This window comes from Streptomyces sp. NPDC111520, from assembly GCF_055635295.1.
Genome location: NZ_JBVKBW010000008.1, coordinates 331,468 through 357,450, shown reverse-complemented (window position 1 = coordinate 357,450; position 25,983 = coordinate 331,468). Strand labels below are relative to the sequence as shown.

At 73.6% G+C, this 25,983-nt stretch carries 21 protein-coding genes; 13 read left to right on the top strand and 8 right to left on the bottom strand.

Translation table 11 applies throughout. The features are described 5' to 3' along the window. The first annotated feature begins 88 nt into the window (after positions 1–88). Both ACZ7MY_RS21565 and ACZ7MY_RS21560 read left to right on the top strand, forming a co-directional pair. Positions 89–1,483: an aldehyde dehydrogenase family protein gene (locus ACZ7MY_RS21565; protein WP_499603723.1), complete on the top strand. Its 1,395-nt coding sequence runs from the start codon at positions 89–91 to the stop codon at positions 1,481–1,483. 18 nt (positions 1,484–1,501) lie between these two features. Beyond that, positions 1,502–2,584, top strand: coding sequence for a Zn-dependent alcohol dehydrogenase (locus ACZ7MY_RS21560; RefSeq protein WP_499603721.1), 1,083 nt, complete (start codon positions 1,502–1,504; stop codon positions 2,582–2,584). An 842-nt stretch (positions 2,585–3,426) separates the two neighbouring features. On the opposite strand, the gene ACZ7MY_RS21555 is transcribed toward ACZ7MY_RS21560, so the two are convergent. Further along, positions 3,427–4,068 carry a TetR/AcrR family transcriptional regulator gene (locus ACZ7MY_RS21555; RefSeq protein WP_499603719.1) on the bottom strand — a complete coding sequence of 214 codons (642 nt, stop codon included), beginning with the start codon at positions 4,066–4,068 and terminating at the stop codon, positions 3,427–3,429. A 68-nt stretch (positions 4,069–4,136) separates the two neighbouring features. Here ACZ7MY_RS21555 and ACZ7MY_RS21550 point away from each other — a divergent pair, with 68 nt between their 5' ends. Together ACZ7MY_RS21550 and ACZ7MY_RS21545 are read left to right on the top strand one after the other, a co-directional pair. Next, positions 4,137–5,288, top strand: a complete 1,152-nt coding sequence (locus tag ACZ7MY_RS21550; RefSeq protein ID WP_499603718.1) for an acyl-CoA dehydrogenase family protein — start codon at positions 4,137–4,139, stop codon at positions 5,286–5,288. A gap of 71 nt (positions 5,289–5,359) precedes the next feature. After that, positions 5,360–5,995, top strand: coding sequence for a TetR/AcrR family transcriptional regulator (locus ACZ7MY_RS21545; RefSeq protein ID WP_499603717.1), 636 nt, complete (start codon positions 5,360–5,362; stop codon positions 5,993–5,995). Here the strand turns inward: ACZ7MY_RS21545 and ACZ7MY_RS21540 are convergent. Next, on the bottom strand, positions 5,986–6,447 hold the full coding sequence (locus tag ACZ7MY_RS21540) for a MaoC family dehydratase (protein WP_499603715.1): 462 nt from the start codon (positions 6,445–6,447) through the stop codon (positions 5,986–5,988). The two genes, ACZ7MY_RS21545 and ACZ7MY_RS21540, sit on opposite strands and share 10 nt — an antisense overlap. A gap of 126 nt (positions 6,448–6,573) precedes the next feature. Between ACZ7MY_RS21540 and ACZ7MY_RS21535 the strand changes: the two genes are divergently transcribed. Next, a complete protein-coding gene (locus tag ACZ7MY_RS21535) occupies positions 6,574–7,893 on the top strand; it encodes a glycosyltransferase 87 family protein (protein ID WP_499603713.1) in 1,320 nt (439 codons plus the stop codon). 9 nt (positions 7,894–7,902) lie between these two features. Continuing rightward, positions 7,903–8,445 (top strand): redox-sensitive transcriptional activator SoxR, encoded by a 543-nt coding sequence (gene soxR / locus ACZ7MY_RS21530; RefSeq protein ID WP_499603712.1) that lies wholly within the window; start codon positions 7,903–7,905, stop codon positions 8,443–8,445. On the opposite strand, the gene ACZ7MY_RS21525 is transcribed toward soxR, so the two are convergent. Together ACZ7MY_RS21525 and ACZ7MY_RS21520 are read right to left on the bottom strand one after the other, a co-directional pair. Then, positions 8,378–9,823 (bottom strand): amidase, encoded by a 1,446-nt coding sequence (locus tag ACZ7MY_RS21525; RefSeq protein ID WP_499603711.1) that lies wholly within the window; start codon positions 9,821–9,823, stop codon positions 8,378–8,380. The two genes, soxR and ACZ7MY_RS21525, sit on opposite strands and share 68 nt — an antisense overlap. 1,171 nt (positions 9,824–10,994) lie before the next feature. Next, positions 10,995–11,594: a hypothetical protein gene (locus tag ACZ7MY_RS21520; RefSeq protein ID WP_499603709.1), complete on the bottom strand. Its 600-nt coding sequence runs from the start codon at positions 11,592–11,594 to the stop codon at positions 10,995–10,997. Between the two features lie 188 nt (positions 11,595–11,782). Between ACZ7MY_RS21520 and ACZ7MY_RS21515 the strand changes: the two genes are divergently transcribed. After that, positions 11,783–14,530, top strand: a complete 2,748-nt coding sequence (locus tag ACZ7MY_RS21515) for a penicillin acylase family protein (protein WP_499603708.1) — start codon at positions 11,783–11,785, stop codon at positions 14,528–14,530. Positions 14,531–14,574: 44 nt separating this feature from the next. Here the strand turns inward: ACZ7MY_RS21515 and ACZ7MY_RS21510 are convergent, their stop codons facing one another. Further along, positions 14,575–15,879: a serine-threonine protein kinase gene (locus tag ACZ7MY_RS21510; RefSeq protein WP_499603706.1), complete on the bottom strand. Its 1,305-nt coding sequence runs from the start codon at positions 15,877–15,879 to the stop codon at positions 14,575–14,577. A 187-nt stretch (positions 15,880–16,066) separates the two neighbouring features. Between ACZ7MY_RS21510 and ACZ7MY_RS21505 the strand changes: the two genes are divergently transcribed. Genes ACZ7MY_RS21505 through ACZ7MY_RS21490 form a run of 4 tightly spaced genes read left to right on the top strand, consistent with a single transcriptional unit; the run spans position 16,067 to position 20,159 of the window. Further along, positions 16,067–16,834 (top strand): SDR family oxidoreductase, encoded by a 768-nt coding sequence (locus ACZ7MY_RS21505; RefSeq protein WP_499603704.1) that lies wholly within the window; start codon positions 16,067–16,069, stop codon positions 16,832–16,834. Beyond that, positions 16,831–18,486, top strand: coding sequence for a long-chain-fatty-acid--CoA ligase (locus tag ACZ7MY_RS21500; RefSeq protein WP_499603703.1), 1,656 nt, complete (start codon positions 16,831–16,833; stop codon positions 18,484–18,486). Before ACZ7MY_RS21505 ends, ACZ7MY_RS21500 begins: the two co-directional genes overlap by 4 nt. A gap of 56 nt (positions 18,487–18,542) precedes the next feature. Next, positions 18,543–19,151: a TetR/AcrR family transcriptional regulator gene (locus tag ACZ7MY_RS21495; protein WP_499603701.1), complete on the top strand. Its 609-nt coding sequence runs from the start codon at positions 18,543–18,545 to the stop codon at positions 19,149–19,151. A gap of 21 nt (positions 19,152–19,172) precedes the next feature. After that, the gene (locus ACZ7MY_RS21490; protein WP_499603700.1) at positions 19,173–20,159 is read left to right on the top strand and encodes an NADPH:quinone oxidoreductase family protein; all 987 of its coding nucleotides are present in this window, start codon (positions 19,173–19,175) and stop codon (positions 20,157–20,159) included. Positions 20,160–20,279: 120 nt separating this feature from the next. Here ACZ7MY_RS21490 and ACZ7MY_RS21485 read toward each other — a convergent pair whose 3' ends face one another. Continuing rightward, positions 20,280–21,503 carry an acyl-CoA dehydrogenase family protein gene (locus ACZ7MY_RS21485; protein WP_499603697.1) on the bottom strand — a complete coding sequence of 408 codons (1,224 nt, stop codon included), beginning with the start codon at positions 21,501–21,503 and terminating at the stop codon, positions 20,280–20,282. A 3-nt stretch (positions 21,504–21,506) separates the two neighbouring features. Continuing rightward, entirely contained in the window at positions 21,507–22,532 is a 1,026-nt protein-coding gene (locus ACZ7MY_RS21480; protein ID WP_499603695.1) for a phosphotransferase family protein, read from the bottom strand. A 137-nt stretch (positions 22,533–22,669) separates the two neighbouring features. On the opposite strand from ACZ7MY_RS21480, the gene ACZ7MY_RS21475 reads away from it, so the two are divergent. Further along, a complete protein-coding gene (locus tag ACZ7MY_RS21475; protein ID WP_499603693.1) occupies positions 22,670–23,587 on the top strand; it encodes an ADP-ribosylglycohydrolase family protein in 918 nt (305 codons plus the stop codon). 104 nt (positions 23,588–23,691) lie between these two features. Continuing rightward, positions 23,692–24,981, top strand: a complete 1,290-nt coding sequence (locus tag ACZ7MY_RS21470; RefSeq protein WP_499603691.1) for a glucarate dehydratase family protein — start codon at positions 23,692–23,694, stop codon at positions 24,979–24,981. A gap of 27 nt (positions 24,982–25,008) precedes the next feature. Here the strand turns inward: ACZ7MY_RS21470 and ACZ7MY_RS21465 are convergent, their stop codons facing one another. Then, on the bottom strand, positions 25,009–25,929 hold the full coding sequence (locus tag ACZ7MY_RS21465) for an MBL fold metallo-hydrolase (RefSeq protein ID WP_499603690.1): 921 nt from the start codon (positions 25,927–25,929) through the stop codon (positions 25,009–25,011). Between the last annotated feature and the right edge of the window lie 54 nt (positions 25,930–25,983).

Sequence of the window (25,983 nt, the reverse complement as noted above, 5' to 3'; positions counted from 1 at the left end):
CCCACCGCACGGGGCACCGGCCTGGAAACCGAAAACTATCGGCGCTAGTTTGGGCGTGCCACGGCAGGCCCGCCCGGGAGGACAAGGGATGAAGCCGCACGACGGGATGTACATCGACGGTGACTGGCGGCCCGCCGCCGGCCCGGGGACGATCGAGGTCGTCAACCCCGCGGACGAGCAGGTGTTCGCCACCGTGCCCGCCGGCACCGCCGAGGACGTGGACGCCGCGGTCCGCGCCGCCCGCGCGGCCTTCCGCGGCTGGGCGGCCACCCCGCCCGCCGAGCGCGCCGCCCGCATCGCCGCGCTGCGCGACGTCCTCGCCGCCCGCGGCGAGGAGATCGCCGAGACCGTCTCCGCCGAACTGGGCGCGCCGCTGGCCTTCAGCCGGGCCGTCCACGCGGGGCTCCCGGTCGCGGTCGCGGGCTCGTACGCCGAACTCGCCGCCACCCACCCCTTCGAGGAGCGGATCGGCAACTCCACCGTCCTCCACGAGCCCGTCGGCGTGGTCGGCGCGATCACCCCCTGGAACTACCCGCTCCACCAGATCGTCGCCAAGGTCGCCCCCGCGCTCGCCGCCGGCTGCACGGTCGTCCTCAAGCCCGCCGAGGACACCCCGCTGGTCGCCCAGCTCTTCGCCGAGGCCGTCCACGAAGCGGGCCTGCCCGCGGGCGTGTTCAACCTCGTCACCGGCCTCGGCCCGGTCGCCGGACAGGCCCTGGCCGCCCACGAGGACGTCGACCTGGTCTCCTTCACCGGGTCCACCGCCGTCGGCCGGCAGATCGCCGCGACCGCGGGTGCCGCCGTCAAGCGCGTCGCCCTGGAACTCGGCGGCAAGTCCGCCAACGTCATCCTCCCCGGCGCGGACCTGGCCAAGGCCGTGGGCGTCGGCGTCGCCAACGTCATGTCCAACACCGGCCAGACGTGCAGCGCCTGGACCCGCATGCTCGTCCACCGCGACGTGTACGAGGAGGCCGTGGCCCTCGCCGCGACGGCCGCCGCCAAGTACGTGCCCGGCGAGCGCATCGGCCCCGTCGTCAACGCCCGGCAGCACGAACGCGTCCGCGGCTACATCGCCAAGGGCGTCGAGGAGGGGGCCCGCCTCGTCGCCGGCGGCACCGACGTGCCGCGGGCACGGGGCTACTGGGTCAGCCCCACCGTCTTCGCCGACGTCACCCCGGAGATGGCGATCGCCCAGGAGGAGATCTTCGGCCCCGTCCTGTCGATCCTGGCGTACGAGGACGAGGAGGACGCGCTGCGCATCGCCAACGGCACCGTCTACGGCCTGGCCGGGGCGGTCTGGGCGGGCGACGAGGCCACGGCCGTGGCCTTCGCCCGGCGCATGGACACCGGCCAGGTCGACATCAACGGCGGCCGCTTCAACCCGCTGGCGCCGTTCGGCGGGTACAAGAAGTCCGGGGTCGGACGCGAGCTCGGCCCGCACGGCCTCACCGAGTACCTCCAGACCAAGTCCCTCCAGTTCTGACCGCCAGGAGAAAACACCGTGGTCCGCGCCGCCGTACTGCCCGCCGTCAACGCGCCCCTCACCCTCGCCGACATCGACCTGCCCGAACCCGGGCCGGGCCAGGTGCGGGTCAGGCTCGCCGCGGCCGGGGTGTGCCACTCCGACCTGTCCCTGTCCAACGGGACGCTGCGGCAGCCCGCGCCCGCCGTCCTCGGGCACGAGGGCGCCGGCACGGTCGTCTCCGTGGGCGAGGGCGTCACGGACGTGACCCCCGGCGACCGCGTCGTCCTCAACTGGGCGCCCGCCTGCGGCACCTGCCACTACTGCGGGCTCGGCGAGCCGTGGCTGTGCGCCGGCGCGGGCGCGGCGGCGGGCGTGCCCTACGCCAAGCTCGCGGACGGCGGGACCGAGCTCTACCCGGGGCTCGGGACGGCCGCGTTCGCCGAGGAGACCGTGGTCGCGGCGGGCGCCGTCCTGCCGCTCCCGGACGGGATCCCCCTGACCGAGGCCGCGCTCCTGGGGTGCGCCGTGCTCACCGGGTACGGCGCGGTCCACCGCAGCGCTGCGGTGCGCCCCGGAGAGTCCGTGGCCGTCTTCGGCGTCGGGGGCGTCGGGCTCGCCGTCCTGCAGTCCGCCCGCATCGCGGGGGCGGGCACCGTCGTGGCCGTCGACGTCTCCCCGGAGAAGGAGGCCCTGGCCCGGGCCGCGGGCGCCACGGAGTTCCTGCCGGCGGGGGAGGACGTCGCGAAGCGGATCCGCGCACTGACGGGCGGGCACGGGGCGGACGTCGCCATCGAGTGCGTCGGGCGCGGCGAGACGATCCGCTCCGCGTGGTCCTCGACGCGGCGGGGCGGGCGCACGACGGTCGTCGGCATCGGCGGCAAGGCGGACCTGGTCTCCTTCTCCGCGCTGGAGCTCTTCCACTTCGGGCGGACGCTGTCCGGCTGCGTGTACGGCAACAGCGACCCGGGGCGCGACCTGCCGGTTCTGGCGGAGCACGTGCGGGCGGGGCGGCTGGACCTCTCCGCGATGGTGACGGAGCGGATCGGGCTGGACGGGATCCCGGGGGCGTTCGCGGCGATGCGACAGGGGCGGGGCGGGCGGTCGCTGGTCGTCTTCTGACGTCCGGTTGTCGTGTGCGGGTGCGTTGTGGTTGTTGTTGGGTTTCTCCCCCCACCCTCCCGCCCGATTGCCCGGCACGATTGGTGCGGGTCTCGCACCTTGTGCTGGGGTCGGCGCCGCGCCGGCGCACTCCCCCAGCCTTCGGCCGGGGGGACCCCCAGAACGCTCGCGGTTTACGTCCACATCGTCGGGCGCCGCACTTGACCGCTCGTCTCCCCCAGCCTTCGGCCGGGGGGACCCCCATGGGCGCACCCCGACACACCCCCTCCCGTCGTATGGGCGCACAACGGCCGGTGGGGGGGGCAGATAGGCGTGCGGGGGCACCCGGAACCGCCTTCTGACCCCCACAGCCCCGTGGTTAAGGCCCGCATTGTTCGGCACCGGGTCTGTTGCTCGTCTGCCCCGGCCTTCGGCCAGGGGGAGCACCCCGCAGCGCCCCTCCCTCTCGCGCCGGCGCAGGGTGTCCCGTTGGGGGTGCGTGGGACAGGTGCGGTGCCCCCGGACTGCCTTGTGACCACCCACCGGCCGTTGGCCGCGACGGGTACGGAGGGGGTGGGGTCGTAGGGGTGGGCGTTCTGGACGCTGACGTGTATTTGATGTGCGGCAGAGACGGCACCGACGAGTGGTTGCCCGCCATGCACATAAATATGCGGTACAGAATGCCCACCCCGGAGGCCCCGCCCCCGGCCCACCCAGCCACAGTGCGCACGCCCGCACCAATCGCGCCGGGCAATCGGGTGGGAGGGCGGGCGAACAGCCCGCCGCAGGCGCAAACAACCCGCACGCAAGAACGGGGCAGCACGGTGCAGCCCCGCACAATGGCGCCGCACGCGGAAACAGCCCTACCCGGCGGAGCCCAGCGCAGCGAACTGCAGCGCGAGCCCGTCCACCAACGCCCGCAGCCCCGTCTCGAAGGCACCCTCGTCCACCTGCTGCTGCCGTTCCGCGAGGAGGTGCGCCTGCCCGAGGTGCGGGTAGTCCGCCGGGTCGTAGGCGGACGCGTCGTCGACGAAGCCCCGCGCGAAGGACCCCAGCGCCGACCCCGCCACGAAGTACCGCATGAGCGCGCCCACGCGGGTGGCGTGGGCCGGGGGCCAGCCGGCGGCGGTCATGCCGCCGAAGACCGCGTCCGCCATGCGCAGGCCGGCCGGGCGGCGGCCGGGGCCCTGGGCGAGGAAGGGGACGATGTGGGGGTGGGCCGCGAGCGCGGCGCGGTAGGAGCGGGCCCAGGCGACGAGGGCGTCCCGCCAGTCGCGGCCGTCGTCGAACATGGCGAGGTCGACCTCGCCGACGACCGCGTCGGCGACCGCGTCCAGGATGTCGTCCTTGGTCGGGAAGTGGTTGTAGAGGCTCGGCCCGCTGACGCCGAGCTCCGCCGCGAGGCGGCGCGTGGAGACGGCCTGCAGCCCTTCCCCGTCCACGAGCGCGAGTGCCGTGGAGACGATGCGTTCGCGGCTGAGCAGGGGCTTGCGGGGGCGGGCCATGCGGCACATAGTAGAGGCTGCCCACAGGAAACTAGCAGTGGTAATTTAAAGCCGAACCGAGGTGTGCCGTGAATCTTGAGCTGTCCGAGGAGCAGGCCGCGGTCCGCGCGCTGGCCGCCGAGTTCACCGCGCGCGAGATCGTGCCGCACGCGGCCGCGTGGGACCGGGCGGAGGCCGTGGACCGGGGCATCGTCAAGAAGCTGGGCGACGTGGGCTTCCTGGGGCTGACGGTGCCGGAGGAGTACGGCGGCTCGGGCGGCGACCACCTGGCGTACTGCCTGGTCACCGAGGAGCTGGGGCGCGGCGACTCCTCGGTGCGCGGCATCGTGTCCGTCTCGCTCGGGCTGGTGGCGAAGTCGGTCGCGCACTGGGGCACGGAGGAGCAGAAGCGGGAGTGGCTGCCCCGGCTGGCCTCCGGGGAGGCGCTTGGCTGCTTCGGGCTGACCGAGCCCGGCACCGGCTCGGACGCCGGCAACCTGACCACGCGCGCCCGGCGCGACGGCGGCGACTACGTGATCAACGGCGCCAAGATGTTCATCACCAACGGCACCTGGGCGGACGTCGTCCTGCTGTTCGCCCGCACCAACGACGCCCCCGGCCACAAGGGCGTCAGCGCCTTCCTGGTCCCCGCCGACAGTCCCGGCCTCGCCCGGTACGAGGTGCACGGGAAGCTGGGGCTGCGCGGCCAGGCCACCGCGGAGCTGGTGCTGGAGGACGTGCGCGTGCCGGCCTCCGCGATGCTCGGGCCGGAGGGGAAGGGCTTCTCCGTGGCCATGTCCGCCCTGGCCAAGGGCCGGATGTCGGTCGCCGCGGGGTGCGTGGGCATCGCGCAGGCTGCGCTCGACGCCGCCGTGGGCTACGCCAAGGAGCGCGAGCAGTTCGGCAAGCCGATCGCCGGGCACCAGCTGGTGCAGGAGCTGCTCGCGGACATCGTTCTGGACGTGGACGCCGCCCGGCTGCTGACCTGGCGGGTCGCCGACCTGATCGACCGGGGCCTGCCCTTCGCGGCGGAGTCGTCCAAGGCGAAGCTCTTCGCCAGCGAGGCGGCGGTGCGCTGCGCCGGCAATGCGCTGCAGGTCTTCGGCGGCTACGGGTACATCGACGAGTACCCCGTGGGCAAGCTGCTGCGGGACGCCCGCGTGATGACCCTGTACGAAGGGACGAGCCAGATCCAGAAGCTGCTGATCGGCCGGGAGCTCACGGGGGTGTCGGCCTTCTGAGGGGGCGGGCCCGCACCGACCGACCGCTCGGTATCTAAGCGCTTGCTCAGCGTCCATGTAGGGTGTCCGCCATGGACGTGGAGGCGGAGCGGTCGGAGCAGCGGACCGAGGCGTGGACCGGTGTCACCCCTGATGCCGCCCGGCGGCTGGTGATCGCCGCGGTCGAGGCGTTCGCGGAGCGCGGCTACCACGCGACGACCACGCGCGACATCGCCGGCCGGGCCGGCATGAGCCCCGCGGCGCTCTACATCCACTACAAGACCAAGGAAGAGCTGCTCTACCAGATCAGCGTGGTCGGCCACCGGCTCTCGCTCGGGCTGCTCCAGGACGCCGCCGACGGCGACGGCGGCCCCGCCGACCGGCTGGCCACGGCCGTGCGCTCCTTCGTGCGCTGGCACGCGGAGCACCACACCACCGGCCGGGTCGTGCAGTACGAACTCGGCGCGCTCGGCCCCGAGCACTACACCGAGGTGGTGGAGCTGCGCCGCAAGAGCGAGGCGGCGGTCCGCTCGGTCATCCACGACGGCGTGCAGGCCGGGGAGTTCGACGTCCCTGACGTCTCCGGGACCACCGTCGCGCTGCTGTCGCTCTGCATCGACGTGGCCCGCTGGTTCAACCCCGGAGGGCGCCGGACGCCGGACGGGATCGGCGCGCTGTACGCCGATCTCGCCCTGCGCATGGTCGGGTACGCGCCCCGTCAGAGGTAGAAGCGGACGACCGTCTCGGCCACGCACACCGGCTTCTCGCCGCCCTCCCGCTCCACGGTGATCGCCACGACGAGCTGGGCGCCGCCGGGGACCTCGCTCACCTCGGCGATCCGGCCGGTCGCCCGCAGGCGTGAGCCGACCGGTACGGGGGAGGGGAAACGGACCTTGTTCACCCCGTAGTTGACGCCCATCTTCACGCCCTCGACCCGCAGCAGCTGCGGGGTGAAGGACGGGATCAGCGACAACGTCAGGTAGCCGTGCGCGATGGTCGTGCCGAAGGGGCCCTGGGCCGCCTTCTGCGGATCCACGTGGATCCACTGGTGGTCCCCGGTGGCGTCCGCGAACAGGTCGATCCGCTTCTGGTCGACCTCCAGCCAGCCGGTCGTGCCGAGGTCCTCCCCGATGGCCTCCTTCAGTTCGCCGACCGAGGTGAAGATCCTGGGCTGTCCCATGTCATGCCTCCCGTACTGTCCAAGCGCTTGCTCAGCATGGTCTCCGCGGCGGACCCGTGTCAACGCCCCGCACCCGGCGCGTATCAACGGCCGTTCGTCCGGTTTGTGACTATCTTTCATCTCCGTATGTCCCTGTTCGCGCCGGTGGAGGAGACGGAAGTGGCCGAGGCCCCCACGGAGACCAGCCCGTCCGACTGGCACACGGTGGAGGTCCGGCACGGCGGCGGCACCCCCGCCGCGGCGGGCGCCGGCATCGCCTTGCTGCGGCCCGCGACCTGGCCCCAGACCTGGCTCGCCCTCGGCGTCTACTGGCTCGCCAGCCGGGTGGTCATGCTGGCCCTCCTGCGCAGCGGGCAGGGTGACATCGCCCGCGAGGTGCACTTCCTCTACCGCCGGTGGAGCGAAAGCTTCGCGCACGGGACGTTCCCCGTCGGCGACGTGACCTGGCAGTACCCGCCCGGCGCCGCCCTGGTGATGCTCGCCCCGGAACTGCTGCCCGGGCTCAGCTACTTCCAGGGCTTCGTCCTGCTGTCGCTCACCGCCGACGCCGTCGTCCTGCTGCTCCTCCTGCGGGCCGGGACCGGCCGCCCCGGCCGCAGCACGGCCGGGGCGTGGCTGTGGGCGCTCGCCCTGCCGCTGCTGATGCACCTGCCCTACGCCCGCTACGACCTGATGGTCACCGTCGTCGCCGTCGGCGCGCTGCTCGCCCTGCCCGCGCGGCCACGGCTCGGCGGCGCGCTCGCCGGACTCGCCGCCCTCATCAAGCTCTGGCCCGTGCTCACCGTGCTCGGCACACCGCGCGGCCGCACCACCCGGGAGACCTGGACCGCGCTCGCCCTGTCCGCCGGCGGCCTGCTCCTGGTGCTGTGCACCGCGTTCCGCGGCGCGTTCGGCTTCCTGTCCGCCCAGCACCACCGCGGGGTCGAGATCGAGTCCCTCGGCGGCACCTTCCTCCACGTCGCCGAGATGTTCGGCTGGCCGGGCCGGGTGGTCGCGCACTACGGGTCGCTGGAGTTCACCGGACCGTACGTCGCCGAGATCACCACCGCCTCCCTGCTGCTCACCGGGACCTCCCTGCTGTGGCTGCTGATGTGGCGCGTGAGGGCGTCCCGCTGGACCCCCGCCACGCCGTACGACGCCGCGCTGGCGGCCGTGCTCCTCTTCACCGTCACCAGCCGGGTCATCAGCCCCCAGTACCTGGTCTGGCTGATCGGCCTCGGCGCGGTCTGCCTGACCACGCGGCAGACCACCCAACGCCCGGCCGCCGCCCTGGTGCTGCTCGCCACCGCCGTGACCACGGTCGACTACCCGCTCTTCTTCGCGGACGTCACCGCCGCCACCTGGCAGGGCGCCGTCATCGTCGCCGTCCGCAACGCGCTGCTGGTCGCCGCCGCGCTCGTCTCCTGCGTCCGGCTGTGGCGGAACAGCGTCCCGCACCGCAAGTAGAGTCGTGGCGTGGCGAGGATCCCCGGCGAGCACCGCGAACTGACCGTAGGCCAGCTGAGCGGGCGCAGCGGCGCCGCCGTCTCCGCGCTGCGCTACTACGAGGCCCAGGGCCTGATCCGCAGCCGCCGCACCAGCGGCAACCAGCGCCGCTACACCCGCGACACCCTGCGCCGCGTCGCCTTCATCCGGGCCTCCCAGCGGGTCGGCATGCCGCTCGCCGCGATCCGCGAGGCACTGGACGGCCTGCCCGAGGGCCGCACCCCGGACCGGGCCGACTGGGCCCGGCTCTCCGCGGGCTGGCGGGCCGAACTCGACGCCCGCATCGACCGGCTCACCGCGCTCCGCGACAGCCTCGACGACTGCATCGGCTGCGGCTGCCTCTCCCTGGACCGCTGCGCCCTGTCCAACCCCGGCGACACGCTCGGCGACCAGGGACCGGGAGCACGGCGGCTGCTCGGCACGGAGCCGCCGCGCCCCGCCCCCGCTACCAGATCGCGGGCCTGCGGGCGGCCCACGGACGGGCCGACTCCAACTGCGCCGACAGCGAGATGAGCGTCGCCTCGTCCCCGAAGCGGCCGCCGAACATCACACCGATCGGCAGATCCTCCTCCGTCCAGTGCAGCGGCACGTTCACGGCCGGCTGGCCGGTGGCGTTGAAGACCGGCGTGAACGGCGTGTAACCGGCCAGTCCCGCGAACTCGGCCGCCGGGTCGTCGTCGTTCCGCAGACCCGCGCTCCCCACGAACGCCGGGGGCTGCGCCAGCGTCGGGGTCAGCACCACGTCGTACGAGGAGAGCAACGCGTCCGCGATCAGCTGCCCCAGCGCCCGGAACGCGTACAGGGCCGCGGCGAACTCCGGGCCGCTCACCCGGCCGCCCTCGGCCCGCAGGTGCCGGGTGAGCGGCATCAGCAGCTCCTCCTGCTCCGGTGCCACCGGGTAGACGGTGGCCATCACGCCCCACACCCGGGTGAAGGCGTCCAGGACCGCGCCGTCGACGGGCAGTTCCAGCTCGTCCACCTGGTGGCCGAGACCCCGCAGCAGCTCGGCGGCGCCGTCGTACGCTGCACGGCAGTCCGGGTGCAGCTCGACCCCCGGCACGGGGGGCCGGGGCAGGCCGGCCACGCGCAGCGTCCCCGGGTCGCGGGTGACGTACGAGGAGAACGTCTCACCCGGCGGCAGCGAGGGCGCGCCGTACGGGTCGCCCGGCATCGGGCCCGCCAGGACGTCGAGCAGGGCCGCCGCGTCCGCGACCGTCCGGGCGATCGGGCCGCTGCCGCTCAGACCGCTCACGTCGTGCTGCACCGGGCCCGCGCTCACCCTGCCGCGGCTCGGCTTGATGCCGAACAGTCCGCAGACGGAGGAGGGGATGCGGATCGAGCCACCGCCGTCGCTGCCCTGCGCGACCGGGGCCAGCCCCGCGGCGACCGCGGCCGCCGCGCCGCCGCTGGAGCCGCCGGCGGACCGCTCCAGGTCCCACGGGGTGCGGGCGGGCGGGGCGAGCTTGTTCTCGGTGTAGCAGGGCAGCCCGAACTCCGGGGTGTTGGTCTTCCCCAGCAGCACCGTGCCGGCCGCGCGCAATCTGGCGGCGACGTGGTCGTCGACGTCCGGCACGTGGTCGGCGTACGCCTGCGAGCCCAGGGTGCAGCGGACTCCGGCCACGAAGTTGAGGTCCTTGACCGGGACCGGGACGCCGTGCAGCGCCGACAGCTCTTCCTCCCGGTCCCCGCGGCGGGCCGCCAGTGCCTCCGACTCGGCGTCGGCGGCCTGCTTGCGGGCGATCTCCGGGGTGACCGTGATGAACGCCCCGAGGGTCCCGTTGTGCCGGTCGACCCGGTCCAGATAGTGCTCGGCGAGCTCCGTGGGGGAGACCTCCCCGGCCTTGATCGCGTTCCCCTGCTCCAGCGCCGTCAGATCGTGCAGCTCCGCCATGTGCCGGTCCCGTCCCTCCGCGCGAGGTACTTGCCTGGGCTGGCATCGTCGCATCGTCCCCGTGGGGGTGTCAGTACGGCGGGGTGCGTCTGTGCGGGCCGGTTGCTGGGTGCGGGTTGTTCGCGCCTGCGGGCGGCTGCGCCGGGCTGCGGGGTGGTTGTGTGCGGGTCCGTTGCGCCTGCGGCAGGCTGTCTCCCGCCCTCCCTCCCTCCCCCAGCCTTCGGCCGGGGGGACCCCCATCCGGCGCGGTTGGTGCGGGCGTGCGCTCTGTGCATGGGTGGGCCGGGGGCGGGGCCTCCGGGGTGGGCATTCTGTACCGCATATTTATGTGCATGACGGGCAGCACTTGTTCTTGCCGTCTCTGCCGCACATCAAATACACGTCAGCGTCCAGAACACCCACCCCTACGACCCCACCCCCTCCGTATCCGTGGCGACCAACGGCCGGTGGGAGGTCACAAGGCAGCCCGGGGGCACCGCACCTGCCTAACGCACCGTCGCTAGAGGGAGGTGGGTGACGGGGTTGTCTCCCTGACCGAAGGCCGGCGAAGACATGCGGCGAAGCCGATGCCGAATGACGTGGGCGCAATCCTCATGGCCGCGGCGGTCATGCGCACACAAGAGGAGGGGGTGTGGCTGGAGTGCCTCCCCCCCTGACCGAAGGCTGGGGAGGGACGAGCGCCGGCACCGAATGATGTGGGCGTAGGGCCATGGAGCCGTGGGGGTCAGAGAGCGGTTCGGGGTACCCCCGCATGCCTATCTGCCCCCCCACCGGCCGTTGTGCGCCCGTACCTCGGGAGGGGGTGTGGCGGGGTGCGCCCTGGGGGTCCCCCCGGCCGAAGGCTGGGGGAGACGAGCGGTTAAGTGCGGTGCCGAATGACGTTGGCGTAAACCGCGAGCGTTCTGGGGGTCCCCCCGGCCGAAGGCTGGGGGAGTGCGCCGGCGCGGCGCCGACCCCATACGTACTTGCGCAGGCCCGCACCGATCGCGCCGGATGGGGGTCCCCCCGGCCGAAGGCTGGGGGAGGGCGGGAGGGTGGGAAAAATCCCCAACCCCAGCCACAAACGACCCGCACACAACCACCCACCGGGCAGCCCGGCGCAGCCGCCCGCAGGCGCAAAACAACCCGCACACAACAACGCCCCGCACCCGCAACGCGGCCCCCCGCAGGCTCATCCCGAAGGGACAAGCGCCCCCCGCGCCCCCACCAGCGCGGCCTCGCAGAGAACAGGCACCGGCACCACGATCCCGCACCGCCCGCACACGGGCCCCGCCCCGGGGTAGTGGTTGAGCCCGTTCCGCCACCGCAGCCGCTGCTCGCCGCAGACCGGGCACCCCGCCCCCGGCCCCGCGTCGATCGCCGCGATGAGGCGGCGCAGCACGTCCGCCAGCCGGTCGTCCGGGTGGACGCGGGGGTCCTCGCACCAGGCGACCCCGTTGCCGCCCCACGTGCGCCGGTGCCAGTCGTCGAGCGCGCCGGGCTGCCGGATGCCGTAGTACTTCTCCTCCTTGCGGCGGGCCGCGAACTCCCGCTCGTAGGTGAGCCAGACCGCTCGCGCCTCCTCCAGTTCCGCGAGGGCCGTGACGAGCCGGACCGGGTCCGGCTCGCGGTCGTCGGGCGCGATCCCCGCGCCGGTGCACAGGTGGTCCCAGGTCGCGCGGTGCCCGTACGGCGCGAAGCGCTCGAGGCACCTGCGCAGGTAGGTGCGGCGCTGGGTGGGGGAGCGCCGGGGATCGCGCACCTGTCTGGCGAGGCTCCGGAATCCGGCCATGGTGTGCCACCTCCGTCGTCGGTGTCGCATCGCTGTCGAATGGACGTAACGGACGGCGTTCCGGATCCATCCCCGGCGCGGCGAGTTCCAGCCGGGATGGCGTAGCTGAAACGTGACGCATGTTCACCTTACTCGGCGGTCATCTCCCGAAGTAACCTGCGTCACACCGCGCTTCGGGAGGAGTGGTCATGCGATCCAGATTTGGCAGGTTCAGGACAAGACTCAGAACGGCCGCCGCGGCGGCGGTCCTCGCCCTGGGGGCGAGCCTCGTCGCGCCGCTGCCCATGGCGGCGCACGCCGCCCCCGCCACCGACTACTGCCAGGGACGGTGCTCCGACGTCCTGCCGCCGGGCCAGAACGGCAACGCGACCCTCGCCCAGATCCTGCTGAACCAGATCTTCGGCACCCAGCCGGAGCACGCGGAGGACCAGCTCGGTCCGTACGCGAACCTGGCCGGCGGGTACCAGAACCTCACCGACGCCACCATCAACAACTTCTTCAACGACGCATCCTTCGGCGTCCCGGCCGGGCAGGTCGCCTCGACGACCTCGCCCCGCAGCGACGTGACGATCACCCGCGACAAGAAGACCGGGGTCCCGCACATCTCCGGCACGACGCGGTACGGGACCGAGTTCGGCGCCGGGTACGCCGCGGCGCAGGACCGGCTGTGGCTGATGGACCTGTTCCGGCACGTGGGGCGCGGTCAGCTGACCTCGTTCGCCGGCGGCGCCCCCGCCAACCAGGGTCTGGAGCAGGAGTTCTGGCGCGCCGCGCCGTACACCGAGGAGGACCTGCAGGCCCAGATCGACTGGATCGCCACGCAGAACGGGGAGCGCGGCCGGCAGGCGCTGGCCGACGTCAACGCCTACGTGGACGGGATCAACGCCTACATCGCGGCCTCCGACAGCGGCCGCTACTTCCCCGGCGAGTACGTGCTGACCGGCCACAAGGACGCCATCACCAACGCCGGGACGATCGAGAGGTTCAAGTCCACCGACCTGATCGCGCTGGCCTCCGTGATCGGCGCGCTGTTCGGCACCGGTGGCGGCGGTGAGGTGACCAACGCCCTGTCCCTGCTGGCCGCCCAGCAGAAGTACGGGGTCACCGAGGGCACCAGGGTCTGGGAGTCCTTCCGGGAGCGCGACGACCCCGAGGCCGTGCTGACCGTGCACGACGGCCAGAGCTTCCCCTACGCCGTCCGCCCGGAGAACCCGCAGGGCAGGGCGCTGCCCGACGCCGGGAGCGTGACGGTGGAGCCGCTCGTCCACGACCGCACCGGCACCGCGGGTACCGCGAAGGCCTCCGCGGCGTCGAAGAGTGCCACCACGAGCGCGCTCTCCGCGAACACCCGGGGCATGTCGAACGCGCTGCTGGTCAGCGGCGCGCACACCGCGAGCGGCCACCCGATCGCCGTGTTCGGACCGCAGACCGGCTACTTCGCGCCACAACTGCTGATGCTCCAGGAGATCCAGGGCCCCGGCATCAGCGCCCGCGGCGCCTCCTTCGCGGGCCTGAGCATGTACGTGGAGCTCGGCCGCGGCCAGGACTACGCGTGGAGCGCCACCACCTCGGCCCAGGACATCACCGACACCTACACCGTCGAGCTCTGCCAGGACGACGTCCACTACCTCTACCGCGGCACCTGCACGGCCATGGAGAAGCTGGAGCGCAGCAACTCCTGGAAGCCCACCACCGCCGACGGCACCGCGGCCGGCTCCTACCGGATGCAGATCTACCGCACCGAGTACGGCCCGGTGACGCACCGCGCGACGATCGACGGCAAGAAGGTCGCCTACGTGGCGCTGCGCAGCTCCTACATGCACGAGGCCGACTCGGTCGTCGGCTTCCAGATGCTCAACGACCCCTCCGCCGTCACCGACGCGGCCTCCTTCCAGCAGGCCGTCCAGCACATCAACTACACCTTCAACTGGTTCTACGCCGACTCCCGTGAGGCCGCCTACTTCAACAGCGGCGCCAATCCGGTGCGGGCCGCCGACGTCGACCCGACCTTCCCCGTCCGCGCCGAGCCCGCGTACGAGTGGCGCGGCTTCGACCCGGCCCACAACACCGCCGACTACACGCCCGCCTCGGAGCACCCGCAGTCCGTCGGCCAGGACTACTACGTCTCCTGGAACAACCGGCAGGCGAAGGGCTACGACGCGGCCGGGTTCGGCAACGGCTCGGTGCACCGCGGCGACCTGCTGGACGACCGGGTGAAGAAGCTCGTCGCGGCGGGCGGCGTCACCCGCGCCCAGCTCACCAAGGCGATGGCCGACGCGGCGCTGACCGACCTGCGCGGCGAGGACGTGCTGCCCGGCCTGCTCAAGGTGCTGCGCAGCGGAGCGGTCTCCGACCCCGCGGTGTCCGCGGCCGTCACCAAGCTCTCCGACTGGGTGGCCGCCGGTGCCAAGCGCCGGGAGACCTCGCCGGGTTCGCACGCCTACGCCAACGCCGACGCGGTGCGGATCATGGACGCCTGGTGGCCGCTGCTGGTCAAGGCCCAGTTCGAACCGGGCCTGGGGAGCGAGCTGTACGCGGCACTGACCGCCAACCTCACGGTGGACGAGGCGCCTTCGGCCGGGCACGGCCCGACCGGCTCGCACGCCGGCAGTTCCTTCCAGTACGGCTGGTGGTCCTACGTCGACAAGGACGTGCGGGCGGTGCTCGGCGAACCCGTGCGGGGCGGCCTGGCCCGCACCTACTGCGGCGGCGGCGACCTCGCGGCCTGCCGTGACGTGCTGACCGGCACCCTCAAGCAGGCCGCCGCCAGGACCGCCGCCCAGGTGTACCCGGGTGACGAGAACTGCTCGGCCGGCGACCAGTGGTGCGCCGACACGATCATCCACCGCACCCTCGGCGGCATCAAGCACGGCAAGATCAGCTGGCAGAACCGCCCGACCTACCAGCAGGTCGTGGAGTTCCCCGCCCACCGCTGACCCGCCGAGCACGGCCCGCGCGGGCCGGTGAACGGCCCACGGCCTCAGGCCAGGAGCCGGCCCGCGCGCAACACGATCCGCGCCAGTTCGGGGTGGCAGATGTCGCTGTGCGCCCCGGACGGCGGGCCCCCGCGGCTCACCACGGCCGAGGCGTCCACGCTCACGCAGCCGGCCCGGGGGAACGCCCCGCGCAGCGCCTCGGCCAGCGGCACGTCCGTGGTGCCGTCGACCGCCTTGATGCCGTCGTGGCCGGTGGCCCCCCAGCGGTCGCCGAGGTCCGGCCCGAACCCGCGGTCGTCGCCCGCCAGCCGGGAGGCGATCGGGTACATCGTGCCCAGCGCCGTGTCGTGGCGCGAGTAGCAGGACACCACCGGGCCCGCCACCTTGAGCCGGGCGGCTCCCAACGCGCCGCCGTGCGCGCCGTCGTGGGGCAGCCGGGACGCGAACGCGTAGTGCGAGAAGGCGCCCTGGAGCAGCGTCACCGACTTCACCGACCGCACCTCCTCCGGCAGTCCGCGCAGCGCGTAGGAGACCAGCCGGCCGCCGAAGCTGTGCCCCACCAGGTGGACGGAGAGCGAGGGGTGGGTGCGGGCGAGGCGGCCGAGGAGCGGGCCGAGTCCGCGCTCGCCGACCGTACCGGCCCGCCGTTTCATCGCGTAGTACGTCGCCTGGCGCAGCATCTCCTTGGCGCCGTTCCACAGCCGCGTCCAGCCGCCGCCCGCCAGCGGCAGCCGGACGCCGCCCTCCAGGGCCGCCGCGTACTCCTCGCAGGCGGCCACGGGATCGCCGCACAGGACGGCCGGCTCCGCGCCCGGCGCCGCGTCCGAGGTGTCGTCCGCGCACAGCCCGGCGACGGCCTGCGGTGCGACCCCGGTCAGACGCCGCACCAGCGCGGCGAACTCCGCGAACGGCTCCTCGCCGTCGGGGCGTTCCTCCAGCAGTTCGGCGATCCGGCGAATCTCGTCCTCGTGCCCGGGGAAGACCGCCACGAGCGCGTCGCGGCTGGCGGCGTCGAGCGCCGGCTCCGGCCGGGGCGGCTCCGGGACGGGCAGCAGGGCCTCGAAGTCCGGGATCGGCTCGTCGGAGAAGCGCATGGAGGGCCACAGCACGCCGACGTAGCCCAGGACCGAGCCGGGCCGGGCCCGGCCGGCGAGCAGCCCGGGGACGGGGGCGAGGAAGCGGTCGTACAGGGCGGTCGCGCCGGAGCGGTCGTTGTTCCAGCCGTGCGAGAAGACCAGCAGATCGGTGACGCCCCGCGCGCCGACCCCCGCCGTGAGCCGGTCGCGCTGCGCCCGGTCGGGGTCGCCGTCCGCGTCGAAGGTCAGCTCCCAGTACGGTTCGACACTCATCCCCGGCATGACCGTCCCCCTGGTTCGCCCGGACCGATGCGGTCGCATCATCCCAATCCGGCGCGGGTCCGGCCATACACCGCGCGGGGGGAATTCAGCCACCGGCCCGGTGCGCCCTTCCCCAGGCGTGACCGACCGCTTAGTATGTTGACCGGAGCCGTTCCGAGTCGAAGTCGAAGGAGACGCGATGGAAGCGCTGCGCGATGCCCGGGTGGTCGTCACCGGTGCCGGGGGCGGGATCGGGGCGGCGCTGGCCCGGGGGTTCGCGGCGCGGGGCGCGCGCGTGGTCGTCAACGACCTGGACGAGGACTCCGCCAAGGCCGTCGCGGACGAGATCGGCGGCATCTGCGTCCCCGGTGACGCCTCCGTCGTCGTCGGGCCGGCCCGCGCGGCCCTCGGCGGGGGCGTCGACGTGTTCTGCGCCAACGCGGGCGTCGGCAGCATGGCCGGGGCCGAGGCCGAGGACGCCGTGTGGGAACGGGTCTGGGACGTCAACGTCATGGCCCACGTGCGTGCCGCCCGGGCACTCCTCCCGGAGTGGCTGGAGCGCGGCGAGGGCCGCTTCGTCGCCACCGTCTCCGCCGCCGGGCTGCTGACGATGGTCGGGGACGCCCCGTACTCGGTCACCAAGCACGGCGCGCTGGCCTTCGCCGAGTGGCTCGCCCTCACCTACCGGCACCGGGGCGTGCGCGTCCACGCCGTCTGCCCGGAGGGCGTGCGCACCGACATGCTGCGCGCCGCGGGCCCCGCGGGCGACCTCGTGCTCGCCCCCACGGCCATCGAGCCGGAGGACGTCGCCGAGGCCGTGCTCCAGGGCATCGCCGACGAGCGCTTCCTGATCCTGCCGCACTCGGGGACGGCCGCCCACTACGCCGCCCGCGCCGGGGACACCGACCGCTGGATCGGCGGGATGAACCGGGTGCAGCGGAAGCTGGAGGAGGGGCACGGCGCGTGAGCCCGTACGGGAACAAGCCCTGGCTGCGGCACTTCGACGAGGAGCTGCACACCCTCCCCGACCCGCCGGTCACCCTGCTGCACGCCTTCCGCGAGGTCGTCGCCCGCGTCCCCGACCGCACCGCGCTGGCGTACTTCGACGGCCGCCTGAGCTACCGCGAACTCGACGCGCTGTCGGACGGGCTCGCCCGGTACCTCGCCGCCCGCGGCTTCGCGCGCGGCGACCGGATGGCGGTCCTCCTGCAGAACGTGCCGCAGTTCGCGGTCGCGCTGCTCGGCGCCTGGAAGGCCGGCGGCACCGTCGTGCCGGTCAACCCCATGTACAAGGAGCGCGAACTCGCCCATGTGCTGGCGGACGCCGGGGTCACCGCCCTGGTCTGTGCCGACCGGGCCTGGGACACGTACGTGCGCCGGACGGCGGCCGGGTCGCCGGTGCGGATCCCGCTGACGACCAGTGAACTCGACCTGCAGACCAGGGACGACGAGCGGGTCCTGCCCCAGCGGCGCACACCGCCCGGGGACACCGACGACCTGCTGGCCGCCGCGCGGGCCGGCGCGGCCGGCCCGGAGCTGCCCGACCCCGGGCTGACCGGGGCCGACGTCGCGCTGATCAGCTACACCTCGGGCACCAGCGGCGTCCCCAAGGGCGCCATGAACACCCACGGCAACATCAGCTACAACGCCGACCGGCAGCGCGCGCACAGCGTCCTGCCCGACGGCGCCACGCTCTTCGCCCTCGCCCCGCTGTTCCACATCACCGGCATGGTCTGCCAGCTGGCCGCCGGCCTGGTCGCGGGCTCCACCGTCGCGCTCGCCCACCGGTTCGAGCCGGGCGTCGTCCTCGACGCGCTGCGCGAGCACCGCCCGGCGTACATGGTCGGCCCCTCCACCGCCTACATGGCGCTCATGGCGCGGCCCGACGCCACCGCCGAGGACTTCTCCTCCTTCCACCTGCTCTACTCCGGCGGCGCCCCCGTGCCGCCCGCGCTGGTCGCCGCCTTCCGCGAGCGCTTCGGCCACTACCTGCGCAACGGGTACGGCCTCACCGAGTGCACGGCGCCCTGCGCCAGCGTCCCCGCGGGGCTGGAGGCCCCGGTCGACCCGGTCTCCGGGACGCTCTCGGTCGGCGTCCCGGGCCCCGGGACGCTGGTGCGCATCGTGGACGACGAGGGCGCCGACGTGCCCTTCGGCGAGCACGGCGAGATCGCCGTCCGCGGGCCCATGGTGGTCCCCGGCTACTGGAACCAGCCGGAGGCCTCCCGTGCGGCGCTGCCCGGCGGGGAGCTGCGCACCGGCGACATCGGCTTCATGGACGAGGAGGGCTGGCTCTTCGTCGTCGACCGCAAGAAGGACATGATCAACGCCTCCGGCTTCAAGGTGTGGCCGCGCGAGGTCGAGGACGTCCTGTACGCCCACCCCGCGGTGCGCGAGGCGGCCGTGGTCGGGGTCCCCGACGCCTACCGGGGCGAGTCGGTGAAGGCCTTCGTCAGCCTCCGGCCGGGGGCCGAGGCGGACCCCGCGGAACTGGTCGGGCACTGCAGGGACCGTCTCGCGGCGTACAAGTACCCGCGCGAGGTCGAGGTCCTGCCCGAGCTGCCGAAGACGTCCAGCGGCAAGATCCTGCGCAGGGAGCTGCGCGCACGGAGGGATTGAGCCACATACCGGTCGGTATGCTGTCCGGGCGCACCGGTACGGAGAGAGGGCAGGCCATGGCACGGAGCACCACCCCACCCAAGGCGACCGCGACCGCGGTACCCCAGCGGCTGCTCGCCGAGGCCACCCGCCTCTTCGCCGAGCGCGGGTACGACCGGACGTCGGTGCAGGAGATCGTCGAGGCCGCCGGGGTCACCAAGGGAGCGCTGTACCACTACTTCGGCAGCAAGGACGACCTCCTGCACGAGATCTACGGGCGCGTGCTGCGGCTGCAGATGGAGCGCCTGGAGGCGATCGCCGGCAAGGAGACGGCCCCGGTGGCCGACCGCCTGGTCGAGGCCGCCGCCGACGTCGTCGTCACCAGCATCGACAACCTCGACGACACCAAGATCTTCTTCCGGTCGATGCACCAGCTCAGCCCGGAGAAGCAGAAGGCGGTGCGGGCCGACCGCCGCCGCTACCACGAGAAGTTCCGCGCACTGGTCGAGGAGGGGCAGCGCGAGGGCGTGTTCCGGCCGGAGGTCCGGCCCGACCTCGTCGTCGACTTCTTCTTCGGGGCCGTGCACCACCTCGGCACCTGGTACCGGGAGGACGGGCCGCTGTCCGCCGGCCAGGTCGCCGCCGACTTCGCAGACATGCTGCTGCACTCCGTGCGGCAGCCCTGAACCGAACCGGGAGCAGACCGCATGAAGGCATGGCGAGTGCACGAGAACGGGGAGCCGCGCACGGCGATGCGCCTGGACGAGGTCCCCGACCCGCAGCCGGGCCCCGGTGAACTGCTCCTGAAGGTCCGCGCCGCGAACGTCAACTTCCCCGACGCGCTGCTGTGCCGGGGGCACTACCAGGTGCGGCCGCCCCTGCCGTTCACCCCGGGCGTCGAACTCTGCGGCGAGGTCGTCGCGGCCGGCGAGGGGGTCACCGGGCACACGGCCGGCGACCGGGTCATCGCCCCGGCCGCGCTGCCCGGCGGTGCCTTCGCCGAACTCGTCGTCGTCCCCGCCGCGAACGTGCTGCCCGCGCCCCCGGCCCTGGACGACGCCGAGGCCGCCGCCCTCCACATCGGCTACCAGACCGGCTGGTTCGGGCTGCACCGGCGGGCCGGGCTGCGCGCCGGCGAGACGCTGCTCGTGCACGCCGCGGCGGGCGGTGTCGGCAGCGCCGCCGTCCAGCTCGGCAAGGCCGCGGGCGCCACCGTCATCGGCGTGGCCGGCGGCCCCGGCAAGGCGAAGGCGGTGCGGGAGCTGGGCGCCGACGTCGTCGTCGACCGGACCGCCGAGGACTTCGTCGCCGTCGTCAAGGAGGCGACCCGCGGACGCGGCGCCGACGTCGTGTACGACCCGGTGGGCGGCGACGCCTACACCCGGTCGACCAAGTGCATAGCCTTCGAGGGCCGCATCCTGGTCGTGGGCTTCACCAGCGGCACGATCCCCAGCCCCGGCCTCAACCACGCCCTGGTCAAGAACTACTCCGTCGTCGGCCTCCACTGGGGCCTGTACAACACCCACGACCCCGCCGCGGTGCGCCGCTGCCACGACGAGCTCACCCGCCTCGCCGCGGAGGGCGCCGTCAGGCCCCTCGTCAGCGAGCGCGTCCCGCTGGAAGGCGCGGCGGACGCCGTCCAGCGGGTCGCCGACGGCACGACGACCGGCCGCCTGGTGGTCGTGCCAGGCTGACCGCGTGGCGGGCACCCGGCCGCGCGGCGGATCCCACGCGGCCGGCCGGGTCCTCACGCGCCGCGATGCGGTGGCGCCGCGGCGGGGTGCCGTGGGGCCGCCGCAGGGCCGACGCGGGGGTCAGCCCTCCTGGGCGTGGCGCCTCAGTTCCCGCCGCGCCAGGGAGCGCTTGTGGACCTCGTCGGGGCCGTCGGCCAGCCGCAGCGTGCGGGCCGCCGCGTACAGCTCGGCCAGCGGGAAGTCCTGGCTGACACCGCCCGCGCCGTGCAGCTGGATGGCGCGGTCGAGGATCAGCCCGACCTTCTCCGGGGTGGCGATCTTGATGGCCTGGATCTCGGTGTGGGCCCCCCGGTTGCCGACGGTGTCCATCAGCCAGGCGGTCTTGAGCACCAGCAGCCGCAACTGCTCGATCTCCACCCGGGCCTCGGCGATCCACTGCTGGACGACACCCTGTGCCGCCAGCGGCTTTCCGAAGGCGACCCGTCCCGTGGCCCGGCGGCACATCAGCTCCACCGCCCGCTCGGCCATGCCGATCAGGCGCATGCAGTGGTGGATGCGGCCCGGGCCCAGCCGTGCCTGAGCGATGGCGAAGCCGCCGCCCTCCTCGCCGATCAGGTTCTCCGCGGGGACCCGCACGTCGTGGAAGACGACCTCGGCGTGGCCGCCGTGGTCCCCGTCGTCGTAGCCGAACACCCGCATGCCGCGGCGCACTTCGAGGCCGGGGGTGTCCCGAGGTACGAGGAGCATGCTCTGCTGGCGGTGCCGCTCGGCGGACGGGTCGGTCTTGCCCATGACGATGAAGATCCGGCAACGGGGGTTCATGGCGCCGGAGATGAACCACTTGCGACCGTTGACGACGTACTCGTCACCGGCCCGCTCGATCCGCGTCTCGATGTTGGTCGCGTCGGAGGAGGCGACGTCGGGCTCGGTCATCGCGAAGGCCGAGCGGATCTCGCCCGCGAGCAGCGGCTCCAGCCAGCTCTTGCGCTGCTCCTCGCTGCCGAACTCGGCCAGCACCTCCATGTTGCCGGTGTCCGGCGCGGCGCAGTTGAGGGCCGGCGGGGCGAGGTGCGGGCTGCGGCCGGTGATCTCGGCCAGCGGCGCGTACTGCAGGTTGGTCAGCCCGGCGCCGCGCTCGCCGGGGAGGAAGAGGTTCCACAGTCCGCGCTCGCGGGCCGCCGCCTTCAGCTCCTCCACGACCGGCGGCGCGGACCAGACCTCCTCACCCACGGCCGCCTCGCGCTGCCGGTGGAAGACCGGTTCCGCGGGGTACACGTGCTCGTCCATGAACGCGAGCAGTCGCCCACGCAGTTCCTCGGTCCTGGCGTCGTACGCGAAATCCATGGCTCAGCCTTCCTGAAGCGTCCGCAGGCCGTTGTCGATGAAGGCCGGGACCAGGGCGCCGATCCGGTCGAAGCCGGCGCCGAGGGTCTGGCCGAGGGTGTAGCGGTAGTGGATGCCCTCGAGGATCACCGCGAGCTTGAAGTAGGCGAAGGCGGTGTACCAGGCGACCGAGGACACGTCACGGCCGGAGCCGGCCGCGTAGCGCTCGACGAGCTCGGCGGGGGAGGGGTGGCCGGGCGCGCCCCCGGTGACGGAGACGGGCGTGCCGGGCGTCGGACGCAGCTCGCTGTACATCAGCAGCAGCCCGAGGTCGGTGAGCGGGTCGCCGAGGGTGGACATCTCCCAGTCGAGGATGGCCCGGACGGTGTCGTCGGCGCCGACCAGGACGTTGTCCAGCCGGTAGTCGCCGTGCACGACCGCTGCCGGCGCGGAGGCGGGCAGGCGGGTGCCGAGCAGTGCCGCGAGTTCGTCGATGCCCGCCAGCTCGCGGCTGCGCGAGGCGTCGAGCTGCTTGCCCCAGCGGCGCAGCTGCCGTTCAAGGAAGCCGTCGGGCCGCCCGAAGTCGTCCAGTCCCACCGCCCGCGGGTCCACGGCGTGCAGCGCCACCAGGGTGTCCACCAGCCGCAGCACGATGTCGCGGGTGCGTTCCGGTCCGAGCGCCGTCAGCTGCCGCTCGGTGCGGTAGGGCGTGCCCTCGACGAAGTCCATCACGTAGAACGGCGCCCCGACGACCTCGGGGTCCTCGCAGAGCAGCACGGCCCCGGGGACGGGCACGGGGGTCTCGCGCAGGGCGCTGATGACGCGGTGCTCGCGGGTCATGTCGTGCGCCGTGGCCAGGACGTGGCCGAGCGGGGGACGCCGGACGACCCAGCGGGAGACGCCGTCGGTCACCGCGTAGGTCAGGTTCGACCGGCCGCCCTCGATGAGCTCGCCGTCCAGCGGGCCCGCCAGCAGCCCGGGCCGCTCGGCGTCCAGGTGCCGCCGCAGCCGCTCCAGGTCGAGTCCCGGTGGGTTCTCCGTCCCGCTCATCCTTGCTCCTCGCCGCTGCCGTGGGCACCTGTCCGGGCTATCATGCCGACCAGTCGGTATGTCGTCCAGTCCGCCGCCCCGCCCGCCGCCGGGAAAAGCAGGTGACCGGCGTTGCGGACGCTGCGAGACTGGTGACCATGATCCCGCCCGCCGCCCTCGACTCGCTGTACGGACTGGCCCACGGCGAGGCGTTCGGCGACCGCTGGTTCTTCACCTCGCGGGAGGAGCGGGAGGGCGGCATGGCGCACCGGATCGCCCCCGAGGACGTTCCCTGGTACTGGACCGACGACACCGCCCAGGCCCTGGTGCTCTTCGGGCACCTGGCGGGGAACGGCGGATCCGTCGGGCAGGACTCCCTGGCGGCCGGCCTCGCCGGTGCCTACGCCGCCGACCCCCACCGCAAGTACGGGCCCTCCATGCACGACGTCCTGCGCCGCATCGGCGCCGGTGAGCGCTGGGCGGACGTCGTCGGCGAGCAGTTCGGCGGGCAGGGCTCGTACGGCAACGGCGCCGCGATGCGGGTGGCGCCGCTGGGCGCGTGGCTCGCCGCCGACCTGGAGGGCGTGGCCGAGGCCGCCGCGGCGCAGGCCGCCGTCTCCCACCACCATCCCGAGGCCGCCGTCGGCGCCGTCGCCGTGGCGCTCGCCGCCGCCTTCGCCGCGCGCAGCCGGGGCGGACCGGCGCCGCGGGACCTGCTCGCACAGGTGGCCGACCGGCTGCCCGACAGCGACGTGCGCTCCGGCCTGCGCATCGCGAGCCGTTTCCCGGAGGCCACGTCGGTCCGGCACGCGGCCGAGGTCCTGGGCTCCGGCTACGGGGTCTCCGCGCAGGACACCGTCCCCTTCGCGCTGTGGTGCGCCGCGCGGCACCCGGACGACCTGGAGGGCGGCCTGTGGGACACCGTCGCCGGGCTCGGGGACATGGACACCACCTGTGCGATCGCCGGCGGGGTCATCGCCGCCCGCACCGGGGTCGGCGAGCTGCCCTCCGCCTGGAGGGCGGCCCTGGAGCCGTTGCCGGACTGGGTCCCGGCGCCGTCCGGCGAACCGGTGTAGCGCCGCCGACCTGCGCGTTCTTGACGGGCATCCGGACGCCACCTAGGGTCGCGTTCTGGTGGACGCACAGGATTCACATATATGAACGCGAGGGGTGGCGTGCCGTGGCACAGCAGAGGGATCTGACGATCACCGGGGTGAGCCTCACCCCCGTCCTCATCTCCGACCCGCCGCTGCTCAACACCCAGGGCGTGCACCAGCCCTACACCCCGCGCCTGATCGTCGAGGTGACCACCGCGGGCGGGGTGAGCGGCGTCGGGGAGACCTACGGCGACACCCGCTACCTGGAACTCGCGCGGCCGCTGGCGGAGGCCCTGCCGGGCTGCCGCGTGGACGACCTGAACAACCTTCCGGTCCTCGCGGCGCTGGTGTGCGCGCCCCCCGAGGAGACCACCGACGCGGTGGACGCCGGCGGCCTGCGCGGCGTCCAGACCGCCGACAAACTGCTGCTCTCCGTGGTCTCGGCCTTCGAGGTGGCCTGCCTGGACGCCCTCGGCAAGGCGCTCGGGCTGCCCGTGCACGCCCTGCTCGGCGGGAAGGTCCGCGACACCGTCGACTACAGCGCCTACCTGTTCTACCGCTGGGCCGAACACCCCGGCGGCCACGGGGAGAAGGACGACTGGGACGCCGCGCTGGACCCCGCCGGGGTGGTCGCGCAGGCCCGCAGGCTGGTGCGCGAGCACGGCTTCACCTCGTTCAAGCTCAAGGGCGGGGTGTTCGCGCCCGAGCAGGAGATCGCCGCCGTACGGGCCCTCGCGCAGGCCTTCCCCGAGCAGGCGCTGCGCCTGGACCCCAACGGCGCCTGGTCCGTGGAGACCTCGCTGCACGTGGCGCGGGAGCTCGGCGACGTCCTGGAGTACCTGGAGGACCCGGCCACCGGCACCGCCCTGATGGCCGAGGTGTCCGCGGGCACCGACGTGCCGCTCGCCACCAACATGTGCGTGACGACCTTCCCCGAGATCGCCGAGGCCTTCGCCAAGGACGCGGTCCAGATCGTGCTCTCCGACCACCACTACTGGGGCGGGCTGCGCAACACCCGTGAACTGGCCGCGATCTGCCGCACCTTCGGGGTCGGCCTGTCGATGCACTCCAACACCCACCTGGGCATCAGCCTGGCCGCCATGACCCACGTCGCCGCCACCGTGCCGGACCTCCACCACGCCTGCGACTCGCACTACCCCTGGCAGACCGAAGACGTCATCACCCGCCGGCACGAGTTCCGCGGCGGCCGGCTGCCCGTCTCCGACGCCCCCGGGCTGGGGGTCGAACTGGACCGGACGGCCCTGGCCGCGCTGCACCGCCGCTGGCTGGAGGACGACGGCACCTTCCACGTGCGCGACGACGCCGCCGCCATGCGCAAGGCCGAGCCCGGCTGGGCCGCCCGCCGCTGGTGACCCGGCGACGGGCGGCCCGCACGGCCCTCAGGCCAGGCACTCCGGGATCCGGCCGCCGTTCAGCACGGCCATGTCGGTGATCACCGGCGGCAGGTCCAGCGGCGAGCCGAGCGGCAGGCCGTCCAGCTCCGCGTAGGCGCGGTGCAGGTTGGCGACCAGCCGCTCCGGCTCGCGCAGCGTCGCGAACCCGCCGAGGTCGGCCGCCCGCGCCACCTCCATCGGCGTCCGCCCCGCCTTGTGGCCCTCGGCCGCCAGCTCGGCCACGAAGCGCAGGTAGCCCTCGACGGTGGCGTACACCGAGGGGTCGCAGATGCCGCCGTGGCCGGGCACGACGACCTCGGCGTCGAGCGAGCGCAGCACCTCCAGGGCACGCAGCGAACCCTCGAGGGAGCCCATGGGGACGAACGGCGCGCCGCCGTTGAAGACCAGGTCGCCGGTGAAGACGACCTTGCGTCCCGGGAGCCAGACGATCGTGTCGCCGAGGGTGTGCGCCACGCCGGGGTGCAGCAGCTGCACCTCCTCCTCGCCGACGTGGAGGGTGAGGCGGTCCTCGTAGGTGACCGTCGCCGGGACCACCGGCACCTCGCCGTACTCCACGTCCGGCCAGATCGCGTGCAGCTGGTGCCCGGCCGCGATCTGCTCGGTGACGCACGCCGAGTGGCCGACGATGCGGGCGCCCTCCGCGAAGACGCTGTTGCCGTAGGTGTGGTCACCGTGGTGGTGCGTGTTGACCACGTGCGCGGGCATCGGCGCGCCGGAGGCGAGGAGGGCGTCGCGCAGCATCAGGGCGCGGCGCTCGGTGGCGGCGGTGTCGATCAGCAGCGTCGTGGCCCCGTCGGTCACCCAGCCCGCGTTGTTCAGGCACCAGCCCCCGTCCGGCTGGACGTAGGCGTGGACCCCGGGGGCGATCTCCTCGGTGAACGGATGGTCGGTGTGCAGCTGTGACATTTTGACGCCTTTCCCTGGTCAGACGCATGGAACGTATCAGGGCAGGGCGTACGG

Coding starts and splice junctions, on each gene's coding strand:
- ACZ7MY_RS21565 (WP_499603723.1), top strand. CDS start 89: ATGAAGCCGCACGACGGGATGTACATCGACGGTGACTGGCGGCCCGCC.
- ACZ7MY_RS21555 (WP_499603719.1), bottom strand. CDS start 4,068: ATGGCCCGCCCCCGCAAGCCCCTGCTCAGCCGCGAACGCATCGTCTCC.
- ACZ7MY_RS21545 (WP_499603717.1), top strand. CDS start 5,360: ATGGACGTGGAGGCGGAGCGGTCGGAGCAGCGGACCGAGGCGTGGACC.
- ACZ7MY_RS21540 (WP_499603715.1), bottom strand. CDS start 6,447: ATGGGACAGCCCAGGATCTTCACCTCGGTCGGCGAACTGAAGGAGGCC.
- ACZ7MY_RS21535 (WP_499603713.1), top strand. CDS start 6,574: ATGTCCCTGTTCGCGCCGGTGGAGGAGACGGAAGTGGCCGAGGCCCCC.
- ACZ7MY_RS21525 (WP_499603711.1), bottom strand. CDS start 9,823: ATGGCGGAGCTGCACGATCTGACGGCGCTGGAGCAGGGGAACGCGATC.
- ACZ7MY_RS21520 (WP_499603709.1), bottom strand. CDS start 11,594: ATGGCCGGATTCCGGAGCCTCGCCAGACAGGTGCGCGATCCCCGGCGC.
- ACZ7MY_RS21515 (WP_499603708.1), top strand. CDS start 11,783: ATGCGATCCAGATTTGGCAGGTTCAGGACAAGACTCAGAACGGCCGCC.
- ACZ7MY_RS21510 (WP_499603706.1), bottom strand. CDS start 15,879: ATGAGTGTCGAACCGTACTGGGAGCTGACCTTCGACGCGGACGGCGAC.
- ACZ7MY_RS21505 (WP_499603704.1), top strand. CDS start 16,067: ATGGAAGCGCTGCGCGATGCCCGGGTGGTCGTCACCGGTGCCGGGGGC.
- ACZ7MY_RS21495 (WP_499603701.1), top strand. CDS start 18,543: ATGGCACGGAGCACCACCCCACCCAAGGCGACCGCGACCGCGGTACCC.
- ACZ7MY_RS21490 (WP_499603700.1), top strand. CDS start 19,173: ATGAAGGCATGGCGAGTGCACGAGAACGGGGAGCCGCGCACGGCGATG.
- ACZ7MY_RS21485 (WP_499603697.1), bottom strand. CDS start 21,503: ATGGATTTCGCGTACGACGCCAGGACCGAGGAACTGCGTGGGCGACTG.
- ACZ7MY_RS21480 (WP_499603695.1), bottom strand. CDS start 22,532: ATGAGCGGGACGGAGAACCCACCGGGACTCGACCTGGAGCGGCTGCGG.
- ACZ7MY_RS21475 (WP_499603693.1), top strand. CDS start 22,670: ATGATCCCGCCCGCCGCCCTCGACTCGCTGTACGGACTGGCCCACGGC.
- ACZ7MY_RS21465 (WP_499603690.1), bottom strand. CDS start 25,929: ATGTCACAGCTGCACACCGACCATCCGTTCACCGAGGAGATCGCCCCC.